Below are 14,121 nucleotides of genomic sequence, written 5' to 3'. Positions count from 1 at the left end.
TCTCAGACGTAGTCATTCAATTTCTTAGCGGCTAAGAGCGGACGTTCTCTGCGACCATGCCGGCCAAGGAGAATTACAATGATATACTCACAATTCGATCCCGCTGCTAAGAACCGAGTGCCTTGGAATTTCGGAGCAAATATCGGTCCAAAGCGGCACAGTTTCCGGCAGAGCCCATTGGCCGACGTCGAACTGGGATACGTCCGAACTCTTGAACCCAAATTCAGGGAATTCTGCGAAGCAACTCTTTCAAGGAATTCTCCAGCTTGCTTCGTTCCCTTTGTTTTGTTGCCTCGATACGAGCAGCAATCGATCTAAAATCGCTGCGAGTACTAATCGCGGAGAACGTCGGATCCTCGAGCAACGGAGGGTCGGCAGTTTCGGCATAACGCTGCGTCGGCAAAAGGTTGGGCCATCCCCGCTCGACCGCTGCTTTGAGCGTATCAGCAGCTCGATCCTTTTCCCCGGCCATTGCCAGGATCCTCGCATGCTGCATTATTCTGTCAGATTGCAGCGGGCCAGCCTTGCTCCATTTCTCAAGCTGGGATGCAGCGACCACTAGTATCCTGTCTGCCTCCAAATTTCGCCCAGCTCGCCGGAGACTGAGCGCCAGCCATGGCGCGAATTGGGTAAACGCATGACGACTGAAGCCGTGCTGCCGATGGAACTCATCAATCTCAGCGCCGTAGAATTTGTCCCACACCTCGACGATCTCGTCGCTTCTTCCCTGCTTGGCCAGTTGGAATGCGACTTGGTGGCCAACAGATGGATCCCAGACATCACGTGCGTTCGTGGTCGGCCAATCGATAAGCCGGTGCTGTTGGAACTCCGGATCGTGCACATATCTCAAACGTTCGTAAGGGGGGATGCTAACGCGGTCCGGAGCGATATAGCCGAGGCGAGAAAGCGCCTTGTCGCCATAGATCATGTAGAGAAGATAGCGCTCGGAAGAGTTGAGCTCTGCGGCTTCACGCGTCAGTGTGACATATTCGGCAATCGAGCCTTCCCATAATGCGAGACTGGCCAGTGCGACTTTTCGTTCGCTCGGATCGGGATGATCATTAGCGATCTTGCCCATGATATCTGTTGCCAACTGCTTGCGACCCAATGCCCAGGCCATCTCGCCTGCGGCCCGAGAGCGGATCCAGAACGGGTCTAGCTTGAAGGCTTCGAGAAGCGCCGACAGTGTTTCTTCGGTGCGGCCCTCACGGATCAGCGGTGCTGCACGGATCAGCCAAGTTTCTGCGTTTCCCTTGTCGTATTCGATTGCGCGCTTTGAGGCTTGCTTTGCCGCCTCAAGATCGCTTTGCCGGTTTCTCTGGTCAAAAAGCGCGATGCTGACCAAAGCCTTCGCCGCATGTGCTTCGGACATTTCCGGTGCTAGCTGAATGGCCCGTTCGGAATGCTCGAGCGCGGCGGAAAAGTCTTTGGGTTCAGCAGACCGGAGATCCAAACCTGCCGGCCCAAGCAACAAAATTACCTCTATTCGCGAAAGCTCTGCCCATGCACCTGCGAACCGCGGCTCGCTTGAAGTCACGTCGTAAAGGATCTGGCGAGCCACAAGAAGCCCGTCCGGTTTCGCGTCACGGATCAGTTTGCGTGCTCTAAGGTAGGATCGATAAGTGGCGGGACCAACATCTTGTGGCGTGACGTGTCGATTGGGACTAAAGCCCGGCCGTAAGTTCTCGACGATACCTAGGTAAACCTGCGTACCGAGCGAGCGATAGTCTTGCTCGCTTCCCGTCATAGTCGCTGACCACAGGGTCGATTCCGTGCGCGAATCGACTATCGCGAGGTCCACCGCGATACTGTCGTCATCCTTCGCGACGGATCCTTCGACAATGAACGCCACGTCCAGCTTCTCTCCGATCTCTCGAGCTGAGAGGTTGCGGTTCGAGACTGCCGTTGATGAAACCCTGCCGATCACTTCAAAGCCCTCACTTTGCGACAATCTCCGGTTCAGTTCGTCGACCAGGATATCGGCGCTCTCTGCACCGTCTTCGGGGTGATGAAATGGCAGCACGGCGATGCGGACGGGACCTGCAGAAGAGAGCGGCGCCATTGCCAACCAACCCAAAGCCACTATCGCCAATGCAGTTAAAGCGAACATAGCCAGGAACGGAACGCTGCGGAGTTTCGCACGCAGTCCATTCTGCCCAGTGGCGACTTCTTCTGAATCAGCCGCGATCAAGCGGTAGCCGACCTTGGTGATCGTTTCGATCGTGAAGGCCTCCGAGGCAATTCCACCTTGCAGCTTTCGCAACTGGGAGATGACGCGCGTAATCGCATTGTCGCCGACAATTCTTCCACGCCAGCAAGAGCTGATCAAATCATCGCGCGACAGGATCTCGCCTCGAGCTCTCGATAGAGCCACGAGGACCTTCATTGCCTTTGGCTCGAGGATCTCCGATCGGCCATCTGCGTGGCGAACAAGACGACTTGATGGGTCGATGTGCAGTGGTCCAAGACTGAACCCAGCGACATGGGCCAAATCAATGGGAGCCTGAACCTCACTCGCAGCCGCAATAGCCGGAAAGGATTGACCTCCTTTTAGGACATTGGCTTGCTCGTTCATCCCCGATTCTCGGCTTGGATTGCTGATCTTACGCCTCCCTATCGGTCCTCCGAACATAAATTAATGAAGCTCAGCGCTTGGTGGACAAATATCACGAGTTCATCACAAGAATATCACATTGAATCGGTTTCCTGAACTTACGGCGGGGCGAACAATCCCAATGACTTCGCGCGGACACCCCGTTGCGTTGCCAATGGAAGGATAACCCAAATGAAGAAGACGATTGCCGCAACTGCAGCAGCCATATTCGCGCTGTCCCCGACAATTTCGTTTGCTGAACCGGTTGAGTTGACGAACAAACAACTCGATCAGGTGACAGCAGGCGACCTGTTGCTTCCGAATGACAAGCTGCAATTCGAAGGCATCAACAATCCGGGCAAGGATGCAGAGAATTTCGTCTGCACCGATCTCGGCATGTGCCACCCGACATTCAATCGCAGTCTGACTGCGATCTTCGAGTTGTTCGGAAAACTTGATGGCAATGGCAACCAGGTTGTCGGTATCGAAGGCCCGTGGGCTGCCGGACGCAACGACAATCCGATCGAATGCGTCAATTGCCCTTGAGGCAATCGCGAGAGTGGCGCCGGTCAAGGCTTAGGCCGGCGTCACTCAACGCAATATGATGCAGGTCTGTACGAAATTGGCTCGCGCAGCGCTCTTGATACTCGCGGTGCTTTGCTCTGCCACGACGTCCGCGCAAGAGACGCCGTTCGCATCATTGCTCGAGCAACGCCAATCCGGTGTTGTCATCCAGAAGTGGGATTTGAGCTGCGGTGCGGCCGCCTTGGCCACAATCCTCAATTTCCAGCATGGCGAAAGCTTCAGCGAGCGCGAGATCGCTGCGATGCTGATCGACCGGCCTGAGTATCTGGCGCATCCCTGGATCATCCGGGCGAGGCACGGCTTCTCATTGCTCGACTTGAAACGCGTTTCCGAGAGACTGGGCTATCGCGGCATAGGCTTGGGCGGTCTTTCGATTGAGGACCTCGACCAAAGAGCGCCGATCATCGTTCCGGTCGATCTGTCAGGCTATCCCCATTTCGTGATCTATCGCGGGCGCTCGGGCGATGAGGTCGTACTCGCTGATCCGGCCTACGGGATGCGCACCATGCCCCTTAAGCGGTTCGAACAGGCATTGATGATAGACCCCGAATTGGGCCATCTCGGCTTCACCGTACTCTCGCACCAGACGCAGCAAGGACGCGCGGCAGCGCAACTGACCAATGACCAGTTCCTGGTGGCTCAACCATGAAAATCGCAATTCCGGCTCTCTTGTTGGCAGCAATCATATCAGCCCCTGCCTTGGCACAAACTGACCAGGCACCGGTCGAGGCCGCGGACGAGCGCGACCTCAAGATTGCAGAACTGACCGCTCGGATCGAACGTCTCGAGAGGCTGTTGGATGCACGCGAGGATCGGCCCCCTGTCACGCCAGCTTCATCCTTGACCAGCCGTGCGGCAGACGCGACGGTAGATATCGAGCGCGCTTTGGAGCGTGCATTGGTGCAGGATGGCACACGCTTGGTCGCCCCGGGGGCGATCGAACTCGTCCCATCGCTCTCATATGCCTATTCAACCAACCGTGACCCGTTCCTTGTCGATGCTGACGGCACCGACGTTTTGATCGACAACGAACAACGCCGATCGACAATCGAGGCGCGTCTTGGCGCACGGATTGGCTTGCCGGGGAACTCGCAGCTGGGCGTGTCGGTCCCCTATCGGTTCGGATCCGTAGAGGAGGTCGCAACTCTGGCTGGAACCCCGGTCGATGCTCGTGACAGAAGCGCATCGGCTTTAGGTGACGTCTCGCTTTCGCTCAGCCATGTCCTCGCCGGCGGCGATTCCTCGATACCCAAGGTTGTCGGTTCGTTGCGCGGCAATCTCGGAAATGCCAGCCGGACAGAGGGCGAAGGCATACTTGGCGGGGGATTCGCCAGCCTTGGCGTCGGCATGAGCGTGTCTCAGCGTCTGGATCCGGTCGTCTTTGCCGGTAGCCTTTCATACGATCAGGTCTTTGCCGAAAATGGAATCGCGCCTGGCGACAGGTGGAGTTATTCGCTCGCAGCCTATCTCGCAGTCGCACCCGAGGTGTCGTTCAGGACATTGTTCAGGCAACAATTTTCGGGCGACACCCGCTTCGCGGGAGAAACGCTCGAGGGCAGCGGTCAAACATCGGCCACGCTCGATTTCGGCCTTTCAGTCGTACCCAGTCGCAAAGCGCTGATCGATGTCGGAGTAGCTGTCGGGCTGACAGACAATGCACCGGACTTTGCGATCACATTAGCAACGCCCCTAAAGTTGAGGTGAGCAGACCTAAGTTGAATTGCAACATGTGATCTCAATTGATGCGCGAACATCTCGAACGCAGCGTCAGCTTTTTCGCAACGAAAGAGAAAAGCCGACATTCCGCTCACGGCCCAGTTTCGGTCATTCTTAGTTTGGTTGCCGCAACGTCTGGAACTGGGCCGGAAGCGGACTGTCCGCTATCGGTCATTGGGCGGCGGAAAGCTGCCGTTCGGCTTTCGATCCGATTACGGTCCCCCGCGCAATAGCTGTCCGGTTTCTTCATCCCACGGCTTTGCTGAGGCCTTCGGCAAGCAGATCGAAAACCACCCTTATACGTCCGCTCGTCTTCAGTTCGCGATGCGTGACGAGCCAAACGGGAAACTCGATCGAAGGCAGCGCGGGATAGACTCTCTCTACTCCCGGTTCCGCATCACACAGAAATTCAGGAAGCATTGAAGCACCGTAGCTCGCTTTGACCAACTCCCACGTTACGCCCCCGTTGGGTGAGGAGGCCACAAAGTGATCGGCCGTAACGGGGATTCCCATTTGATTGAGCGGATCAATGAGCCGCTCCGGATCGGCAACTCCAACCATTGGCAACGTGGCTATCTCACTCAGCCCTGCTGGTCTGCCACGCTCGTCGAGCAAACTGGTGGCCGCGTAAAGATTGGCGCGAAAATTACCGATATGGCGAGCAATCAGCTCGGGTTGTTCGGGTCGCACGTGTCGGATCGCGATGTCGGCCTCGCGGCGCATCAGGTTGCTGAGATCGTTTGACGGCAGGATGTGGAGCGCGATCCCAGGCGCCTCTGTTCGAAGTGGGGCCAGTAGCTCAGGAAGAAGAGCTGCGGACATAAGGTCGGTTGCTGAGATCGTGACCTTGCCAGAGATCGCGCTGGACTGCCCGTCAGCAACCAACGATATCTTTGCGGCGGCATCTCCCATCCTTTGAACGTGTTCGAGCAAATCCAAGCCTGTCTCTGTCAAAGCGAGGCCTCTGCCGCTTCGCTCGATGAGGGCGAGCCCGAGGCTCTCCTCGAGCGAAGCGACTTGGCGCCCGACGGTCGGCTGAGTGGTCTTGAGCGCGCGAGCTGCCGCGCTGAAAGATCCCTCTTCAGCGGTCGCGAGAAACGCGCGAACCTGATTCCAGTCAAAAGACAGAGCGTCCCAATTCATGCATTAATGCATAGCAGCTAGGATAATTTTCGCAATTCCCATTCGAAATTGCATAGTTATTTGGTCGTTACATTATTCGAACGACCCGAATTCCAGACGAGGGACCGGGCCATCCAAGGAAACAAGCGTGACGACCAATCTATCTTCCCCGCCAGCGGACACGCAATTCTGGGACCGCATCGCCCCGAAATACGCCGGCAAGCCAATTAAGGACGTGCCTGCATACAGGGCGATGTTGGATTGCGTCCTTCAGTCGCTTCGCCCAAGCGACCGGGTCCTGGAACTTGGATGCGGAACAGGCGGTACGGCCCTGCTGCTCGCGCAAGCCGTCGAACATATCACCGCAACCGATGTTTCCGGCGAGATGATCCGCATTGCCCGGTCAAAGCTCGGCCAAAATGCGCCCGACAATATTGAGTTTCGTCAGGCCGACGCAGCCGAGATGATCGCCCCCGAAGCCTTTGACGCGATCTTTGCGACAAGCTTGTTGCACCTGGTCAGCGATGTGCCGCTCGTGCTTGAGCAAGCGTTCGAGCAACTCAAACCTGGCGGGTTGTTGATCACAAAAACGGTCTGCCTGAAGCACATGAATCCAATGATAAGGGCGATGGTAACGATCTTGTCCTTGCTGGGATTTGCGCCTCGCGTCACGAAGCTTTCGCTCGCAGATCTCGAGGCAGAGTTCGATCGCGCAGAGTTCGTGATCGAGCAGGTCGAGTACTTCGGAAAGAACCGGTTCAACCCCTTCATAATTGCACGCCGCTCGCTCGTTTAGTCGAGATTTGCGAACCCGTCGCTCTGTTCAACCCGGTACTTCCTACGAAAGCTATTCCCATGCATTCATCCTACCTCTTGCCGAGGCTGAAAGTGGCCGCGTTCGTGGCCGCCCTCGGATTGCTGACGCAGTTCGGGCAACATTCGGCTGCAGAGCTGAGTGGTGTTATCCAGTCCACAATCTCCACCGTTTCGGCCGGCCCGGAACCTCAGGCGGTTATTCTCCTCACCTTCCAGATCAGCGTGCCGCCTTCAGACGCTCCTTCGTCCCAGATCGAGTGATCGGGAAAGCAAGTTTGTTTCCGCGCCCTATTATTTCATACCAAACAGGACCCACGCATGTCGCTTGAAAGCACACCGCCTAGTCCACGCACGCTGCTGCCGATGTTGTGGGTGTTATTCCTCTTGAACATAGTCTTCAGGGAAATCCACCAGTTCCTTTCACCCGGTTATTTGGATCAGGTGATCGCGGGAGAGTTGTTCGGGCAGGAGGTCACTGACGAGTTGCTCCTTTACGGAGGGTTTGCTGTCGAAGCGGTGCTGCTGATGGTTATCGCTCCGTTCGTTTTGCCGAGATCGGCAGTCCGGATCGCAAACCCGATTGCGGCGGCCTTCACGGGCGGGGCTTGTGGCCTTCACCCCGCCAATCGACTCCGATGACGTATTCTTTCCGGTGATTGGCCTCATCACCTTGATTGGCATTGCCTGGGTCGGCCGGGTTCGATCCACTCCATATGACGGCCGCCAAGTTAACTTGTCCGCCATTCTTGGCATAGCGGCCGTGCTCGCCATCTTGTAGTTCGGATGGACCGCCCTCACCCCGATGGATATTCGACCGAAATAGACCGGATTCTAGCGTGGTAACGCGATGCGTTTCTTCAGCCTGATCGAATCACAAAAGGCGCAGTCGTGCGAGATACATATGATCGCGCTCATCGTTTAGGCGATAAAATGGCGCGCGACCGCATCATCAGGATCGAATACCATGGCCTATTTCCGACCTGTCCCATGAGACCGTATCCACGCTTCCGCCAAAACCAACATCGGCAACCATGACGCCCATGCGGAGAACGCGTAGGCGCGCTCGAACTCGATTCCCAGGAGTCCATTCAGCGCAGCCAGCTCCAACCGGAACACAACCGCGGAGCAGGTCAGCGCATAGGAACGCAGCATCCACTCCCTGTGATCGGAAACTCTCGAGAACGCGATCGCAAGTAATCCGAGAAGTGTAGCTGAAAGCCAGGCAAATCCCAGAACGCCAAACCCGAGGGAGGCGACCGGACCACCAATTGCGTAGGGGGCGACAACCAGCGACCCTGCCGAGCTAAGCAATACGCAGAAGCAATAGATCAGGCCGATCGACCGATGCACGCGAGCCCCAAGTTTCGCTAGTTGCCACGGCCCAACGAGCAGCGCCACAATTCCGGGAGCGACGTGCAGGAGCAACACAATACTGCGACTACCGGATGGGTCTCGATCCCCGAAGAACTCACGATAAGCGCTTCCGCCGAACAGATAGGGCAGCGAGTTTGCCAAAGTGATGGCAAGACCGGTGATGAGAATGATTGCGCCTATAGTCATGCACAGCTGGCGCAGCATCTTCGCGAGATGGCTCATGGCGTTTAGACCTGGGGTTGGCTGCAGGGTAAGACCGGGCCGAACAACTCGCCGGCCCGATCGAACCTCGTCAGAAGGTGTAGGTAAGACCGAATGCGGCGTTGGCTTCCCAGTCTTGGTCGATGGCAGCGCTGTTACGTATACTCTTGTCGAGATACGTGCCGCTGAGCGCGCTAAAGGCGGTGAGATGATCGTTCAACGCAAACGTTATCGTCAGGTCGCCGCCGAGATTGAGAGCATCGTCATCAATCTGAGAGAGCGGCAGGATTACGTCGCGTCCCTCGTCGATCATCTTTTCTTGCTGAGCCGCGGTTATGCCATACAGGTAATTCGTCGTCTTCCGATCCATCCAGGTGGCCTGCAAAGCCGGAGTGACAGTGAGCCTTCCCATGGAAATGGGTAGGCTGTACCGGGCGATGGCTTCTCCACCATTGAAAGTGTCGGTGATGTCGCGGCGATATTCGGCGCTCAGGGTGCCGAAGTCGGTTTCGAGTGAGAGCCTGGCCCCGGCATCGGCTGTGACCTTCTCGCGATCACGTCCGTCGCGGATGCGGGCAGCACCAAACAATTCTATACTCGGTTTGATATCGCCGAGTTTCTTGTCAAAGGTCAGGCCAATCTCCTCACCCTCAATGTAGAAAGCATCTTGGCGGACAGAGAGGTAAGGAAATGGATATGCTTGTGTGTCCGAATCGATGAAAGGGTCCTCGACCATCACAGCGCCGACACCGACGGAGATGTGGTCGTCATTCTCAGCCTTGCCTTCGGCCTTGGCCGGTCCGCTGAGTGCAAATGCACAGTAAGCACACATGGTCGCAGTGATGAGACGTTTGGGATAGTACATTGTAGATATTCCTGCTTTGAGTTGTTTCTTACGCCGCTGGGAAAGATCGTTCTCCCTCGCGGTCAACAGGGCCATTCCCCGAGCCGGAATTTTGAGACAATTGGAACTACGTGGATCGCGGGACCGAGTTCGCGAAAGCGGTCCATTGCAGACTCACGATACGCGAATTGGCAGGCCGAAATCTCTCTGCAGGGGCCAGAGTGCTTCCGTTGCCAACGATTCGCAGGGTGGATAGAGTCGACGCGCAGGAGGGATCGGGGGCAATTGAAACGCGCTATCGACTTTATCGACTATTGGGCCGAGTTGGATTGGCGTGAATTTCGCATCCACGCTGCAATCTATGTTGGGGCGGCGATCGTTCTTACGATGTTGGGGCCATTCGGGACGTTCGATCAGCCCTTCGTGTTTCGCTTCACCTACTGGTACATCACCCTCAGCCTATTTGGCGGGACGATATTTCCAATCACTGCCCAGCTAATGCGGCAGATTGACTGGCTTCAGGAAGTGCCGGTGCTGGCCTCCGCCGCGATCCTGATGCTCGTTGCGACGATACCCATGACATTGGTTATCCACCTGCTGGACATCGGTGTCGACTGGGTCCTGCTGAATGTAGACGACCTGCCGATCGAAGGGATCGATGCAATCCGCGCCGAAATTGCCGGCTACGAAGGCAAGGACTGGCCTGACATCCTAGCCCTCTACTTCCAGGTGATGGTCATAGTGGCGCTCGCAATCGGCCTAGTCATGTTCGTGAAGGGCCGCCGTGTCTCGACGAATACCTCGGCGGATGACGCGACAATCCAGCCCGAAGCGCTATTTTTCTCACGCCTGCCGGACCATGTCGGTACCGAACTGATCTATCTCCAGATGGAAGATCACTACCTTCGCGTCGTTACGAAACTCGGTGAAGCCATGATCCTCATGCGGTTTCGTGATGCGATGAAGGAAGTGGAGACTGTCGGCGGACTCCGGGTTCATCGTTCGTGGTGGGTCGTCACAAGCGAGATCCAGAAGTATTCTCGCAAGGGACGCAAGCCGGAGCTAACGATGTCAAACGGTAGCAAAGTGCCGGTTTCAGAGAGCTACAAGAAATCGGTTGAACAACTGATGGATGATGCCCGCAGGGCGGCTGAGTCCTGACATTGGCAATAAGCCACTATTGGCGATATCCGAGACCCGAGAGAAGTGGACGCCAGCCCATAGCGAGCTGGCGCCCAACACCAACAACGGTCAGATCTCCGTCTTCTCTGCTAAGGTGAGGGCATCTTCTATGTCGACGCCAAGGTAGCGGACCGTGTTCTCGATCTTGGAATGACCCAGCAAGATTTGGATCGCTCGGATGTTGCCGGTGGCTTTGTAGATGATTGAAGCCTTCGTTCGCCGAAGCGAATGTGTCCCATATCCCTCAGTGCGGAGGCCGATCCCTTCCACCCACTCATCTACCAGTCGAGCATATTGGCGTGTACTGAGATGCCGGGCGTGATCAATGCGGCTTGGAAAGACATAATCTTCAACCGACCCACCACGAAGCTCAAGCCAAGCGAACAGGCTTGCACGCGCATCCTTTGCGATCTCAAACTGAACAGGCCTGCCAGTCTTTCGCTGCGTGATGGCTGCTCGCTTTCGAATATCTGGACCTGATACCAAGTCACCGATCTTGAGCTCGACGAGATCACAGCCGCGCAACTTGCTATCAATGGCTAGATCGAAGAGCGCTCGATCTCGAACGCGTCGCTCGCGGTCGAGGAAGAAACGGACTGCCCAAATCTGTTTCTGATTGAACGGACGCTTGGGCCCGATTTTGGCACCGAAGTTCCAGGGCACGCGGCCTTGGGCCGCTGGATCAAACTGCGAGTAAGTCATAATCAATCTCCTTGACCGGAATGGCCAAGGAGAACGTCCGCTTTCGGGAACTAATATCTCGGAGCGCTACGTCTTACATTGGGGCGCAAAGCGGACGCATTAGCGGAGACGAGTTTCGGTTCGACTGCCTCCACCGCCACCTAGTCTGGTCTATTCCTGACATGTGAGAAGATGGCCCGCAGAACCACGCAGTTCTGCGGGGTTTCGGCTGTTATCCGGTACCACAGAGAGCGTCTTGTAGAGAGAATTTACACCCGTTTGGCCGGTTTTCTCTGTCGGGCTTCTTGGAGATGCGTGATTGGCGCGCCGCCAAGTTGATAAAGCGATTTAGGTTAACCTTGGAGGCCGTTTCGGTTCCGAACGGAATTCTCATTTTGGGAGTGGGAACAGGCCCGATTGAGGCCATTTATGCGGTATCTGATCTCACAGCCGAGCGGTGCTGACACAAGATTACTCGGCTACCACTGTCAGATAATTCTGTTGACCTATTAGCCAATAGCATCGAGAAAAGAGCAGTTTTGAGCTTGGATAATGGGGGAGTCATGAGCCCTTATTGACTAATTGTCCAATTCGTGCAATTCGCGTTTCCCTAGGGAGGAAGCGTGATGAAATCTGTAAAACTTAAGACCTTTTGCTCGGCGTTGGCGCTGAGCGCGGCCATGGCTGCGACCCCATCTGTCGCTCAGGAGGTTGCAGCTGAAAGTGCTGATGCGTCTGACGATCAAAACGTGATCATCGTGACCGCGCAGCTACGTGAGGAGGATGTGCAGGATGTGCCAATCGCCATCACCGCGCTGACTGCTGAAAATCTTGAAGCGGCGCGGATCGAGAACTCGCAGGATCTGCAGTTCAACGCGCCTAATGTCATTCTCTCTGCCAACCGCAATCTGACGATCCGCGGTGTTGGCTCGCAAAGTTTCGGTGGGAGCGCCGATACGAACATCGGCGTGCTCATCAATGGTGTGTTCCTGCAGGCGGGGAGCACGTTCGGTGAGTTCTTCGACCTCGAGCGCATTGAAGTCCTGCGCGGCCCGCAAGGCACATTGTTCGGTCGGAACACGACCGGCGGTCTTATCAATATCGTGAACAAGCGTCCTACCGACCGCTTTGAAGGCTATCTCAACGTTCAGCTGGAAAATTTCAACGGTCGCCGCGCCGAAGGGGCGATCAATATTCCGATCGCCGACGGCATCTACCAGCGTTTTTCCGCGCATGTCCTCAATCGCGACGGCTACACGCGCAATCTCGAAACGGGCAACCGCATCGATGGGCGCGATCAGTTCACGCTGCGCTCTAGCACGCGCTTCGAACCGACCGATTCGACTACGATTGACCTAGTCTTCAACTATTTCAGCGAGAACTCCAATCGCGCTAACGCGGTCAAGAGCCTGTGCACACCCGATCCAACTTTCGGGTGTGCACCGGATACCGTGGACAATGACTTTCCGACGTTTCTGCCACTCGACTTTGGTCTGCTGAGTACCGCCGTAAGGCTCGATACATTCTCTGATAATCCAGAAAGTCTGCGCGAAGTGAGGATCGATATCGATCCCTTGCAGGATAACGAAGACTTTCTGGCGACGCTTGAAATCAACCAGGAACTTGGTGCGCTGACGCTGACTTCGGTCACGGGCTATCGCAAAGGCGAGAGCGAATCCTATCGCGATTTCGATCAGGGAACACGCCCCAATGCGTTCGAGCCTGGCACCTATGCGACCGCTTTCGGCCCGCTGACGATCAACGATGACGGCAACGGCAACGGGGTGCTGACTTACTTCCTTCGGGCTGGCGAGACTGTCACCACGACCGACTATCGTACGGCGCAGGAGGCGTTCGGCGAACGCGAACAGTTCAGTCAAGAATTGCGCCTTGGTTCGGACTTCGATGGCCCGCTGAACTTTATCGCCGGAGTCTACTACCTGTGGGCTGACTTCTCGGGCGAGGTGACGACCTACCTACCGGTGAACCGGACCTTCGGCTTCACGGCCAGCGGCAAGACGGACGACGCCGACGTTCGCAGCTATGCAGCTTTTGGCGAACTGTATTACGACATATCCCCAACGCTGAGCGTTCTCGGCGGGCTGCGCTACACCAAGGACAAGAAGTCGATCACGACCGCCAGCGGCTTCATCGCGCTCAATCCATCATTTTTCGGTGAAGCGACGTTCGATGACTGGACTGGCCGCGCAAGCGTGAGCTGGCAGCCCACGCCCCAGAACAACGTCTATTTCACTTTTTCGAAGGGCTTCAAATCCGGCGGCTTCAATCCGGGCAATGCGGTCAATCCGACATTCAATAGTGAGTCGATCAATTCCTATGAGCTGGGTAGCAAGAACCTACTGCTCGATGACCGACTTACACTGAATGCCGCCATCTTCCGATATGATTATTCGGATTTGATCGTCGGCAACATCGTAGGCACGCTCGCGACCAATGTGAACATCCCGGCCTCGCGTGTGCAGGGCTTTGAACTAGAAGCCGTAGCGGAGCCGGTCCCGGGTTTGCGTTTGGAGGGTTCGTTGGGGCTTCTCGATGCGGAGATTAGAAGCCAATTCGAATCTTCCGACCCCTCTCGCGGAGGTACATTCTTCGACATCCAAGGCAATGAACTACCGAACGCACCCTCGCGGACGCTCAAGCTCGCAGGCGAGTATACATTCAATGGAGGTTCGAACTGGACGATCAGGCCGCGCGTTGATTTCTACAGTCAGACAGGCTTCTTCAGTCGCGAATTCAACGTGCCTGCAGACCGGGTCGATGGTTGGGAGCAGCTCGACCTGTCAGTGAAATTCGCGCTTGAGGATCGCGATTGGGATCTGACTGCATTCGTCAAGAATGTGACTAACCAGGACGACATCACATTTCTGGAGGTCAATTCCGAATTGGTCGGCAGCTTCCGCAGCGCATTCCTCATCGACCCTCGTATCTGGGGCGTCGCATTGCGCGTCGGGTTCTGACGATCGATATGGAGGCTCGCCGGCTCCTC

At 56.2% G+C, this 14,121-nt stretch carries 13 protein-coding genes; 8 read left to right on the top strand and 5 right to left on the bottom strand.

The annotated features are described in order from the left end of the window. Positions 1–223: 223 nt before the first annotated feature. Complete coding sequence (locus ACEWMW_RS01470) at positions 224–2,575, bottom strand: winged helix-turn-helix domain-containing protein (protein WP_409412113.1); 2,352 nt, start codon at positions 2,573–2,575, stop codon at positions 224–226. A 210-nt stretch (positions 2,576–2,785) separates the two neighbouring features. Here ACEWMW_RS01470 and ACEWMW_RS01465 point away from each other — a divergent pair, with 210 nt between their 5' ends. From ACEWMW_RS01465 to ACEWMW_RS01455, 3 genes are all read left to right on the top strand, one after another. Continuing rightward, the gene (locus ACEWMW_RS01465) at positions 2,786–3,139 is read left to right on the top strand and encodes a hypothetical protein (protein WP_409412112.1); all 354 of its coding nucleotides are present in this window, start codon (positions 2,786–2,788) and stop codon (positions 3,137–3,139) included. A 94-nt stretch (positions 3,140–3,233) separates the two neighbouring features. Further along, on the top strand, positions 3,234–3,827 hold the full coding sequence (locus tag ACEWMW_RS01460; RefSeq protein ID WP_409412111.1) for a C39 family peptidase: 594 nt from the start codon (positions 3,234–3,236) through the stop codon (positions 3,825–3,827). Then, positions 3,824–4,882, top strand: a complete 1,059-nt coding sequence (locus ACEWMW_RS01455; protein WP_409412110.1) for a hypothetical protein — start codon at positions 3,824–3,826, stop codon at positions 4,880–4,882. Before ACEWMW_RS01460 ends, ACEWMW_RS01455 begins: the two co-directional genes overlap by 4 nt. Before the next feature lie 258 nt (positions 4,883–5,140). Here the strand turns inward: ACEWMW_RS01455 and ACEWMW_RS01450 are convergent, their stop codons facing one another. Continuing rightward, positions 5,141–6,037, bottom strand: a complete 897-nt coding sequence (locus ACEWMW_RS01450; protein WP_409412109.1) for a LysR family transcriptional regulator — start codon at positions 6,035–6,037, stop codon at positions 5,141–5,143. Between the two features lie 127 nt (positions 6,038–6,164). On the opposite strand from ACEWMW_RS01450, the gene ACEWMW_RS01445 reads away from it, so the two are divergent. The 3 genes from ACEWMW_RS01445 to ACEWMW_RS01435 are packed head-to-tail and all read left to right on the top strand — an operon-like array spanning position 6,165 to position 7,471. Beyond that, positions 6,165–6,812: a class I SAM-dependent methyltransferase gene (locus ACEWMW_RS01445; RefSeq protein ID WP_409412108.1), complete on the top strand. Its 648-nt coding sequence runs from the start codon at positions 6,165–6,167 to the stop codon at positions 6,810–6,812. A 59-nt stretch (positions 6,813–6,871) separates the two neighbouring features. Continuing rightward, entirely contained in the window at positions 6,872–7,093 is a 222-nt protein-coding gene (locus ACEWMW_RS01440) for a hypothetical protein (protein ID WP_409412107.1), read from the top strand. 57 nt (positions 7,094–7,150) lie between these two features. Further along, positions 7,151–7,471 carry a DUF6326 family protein gene (locus tag ACEWMW_RS01435; RefSeq protein ID WP_409412106.1) on the top strand — a complete coding sequence of 107 codons (321 nt, stop codon included), beginning with the start codon at positions 7,151–7,153 and terminating at the stop codon, positions 7,469–7,471. Positions 7,472–7,801: 330 nt separating this feature from the next. Here the strand turns inward: ACEWMW_RS01435 and ACEWMW_RS01430 are convergent, their stop codons facing one another. Then, the gene (locus ACEWMW_RS01430) at positions 7,802–8,428 is read right to left on the bottom strand and encodes a DUF2306 domain-containing protein (RefSeq protein ID WP_409412105.1); all 627 of its coding nucleotides are present in this window, start codon (positions 8,426–8,428) and stop codon (positions 7,802–7,804) included. A 70-nt stretch (positions 8,429–8,498) separates the two neighbouring features. Next, the gene (locus ACEWMW_RS01425) at positions 8,499–9,272 is read right to left on the bottom strand and encodes a MipA/OmpV family protein (protein ID WP_409412104.1); all 774 of its coding nucleotides are present in this window, start codon (positions 9,270–9,272) and stop codon (positions 8,499–8,501) included. Between the two features lie 264 nt (positions 9,273–9,536). Here ACEWMW_RS01425 and ACEWMW_RS01420 point away from each other — a divergent pair, with 264 nt between their 5' ends. Next, complete coding sequence (locus tag ACEWMW_RS01420) at positions 9,537–10,412, top strand: LytTR family DNA-binding domain-containing protein (protein WP_409412103.1); 876 nt, start codon at positions 9,537–9,539, stop codon at positions 10,410–10,412. 90 nt (positions 10,413–10,502) lie between these two features. On the opposite strand, the gene ACEWMW_RS01415 is transcribed toward ACEWMW_RS01420, so the two are convergent. After that, positions 10,503–11,135 (bottom strand): tyrosine-type recombinase/integrase, encoded by a 633-nt coding sequence (locus ACEWMW_RS01415; protein WP_409413589.1) that lies wholly within the window; start codon positions 11,133–11,135, stop codon positions 10,503–10,505. Positions 11,136–11,740: 605 nt separating this feature from the next. On the opposite strand from ACEWMW_RS01415, the gene ACEWMW_RS01410 reads away from it, so the two are divergent. Beyond that, the gene (locus tag ACEWMW_RS01410) at positions 11,741–14,092 is read left to right on the top strand and encodes a TonB-dependent receptor (protein ID WP_409412102.1); all 2,352 of its coding nucleotides are present in this window, start codon (positions 11,741–11,743) and stop codon (positions 14,090–14,092) included. The last annotated feature ends 29 nt before the right edge of the window (positions 14,093–14,121 follow it).

The sequence above is a fragment of the Litorerythrobacter xanthomarinus genome (assembly GCF_046254955.1).
Classification (GTDB): Bacteria; Pseudomonadota; Alphaproteobacteria; order Sphingomonadales; family Sphingomonadaceae; genus Qipengyuania_C.
Note: the sequence above shows the minus strand (reverse complement) of the source record. Positions and strands in the feature narration are given on the sequence as shown.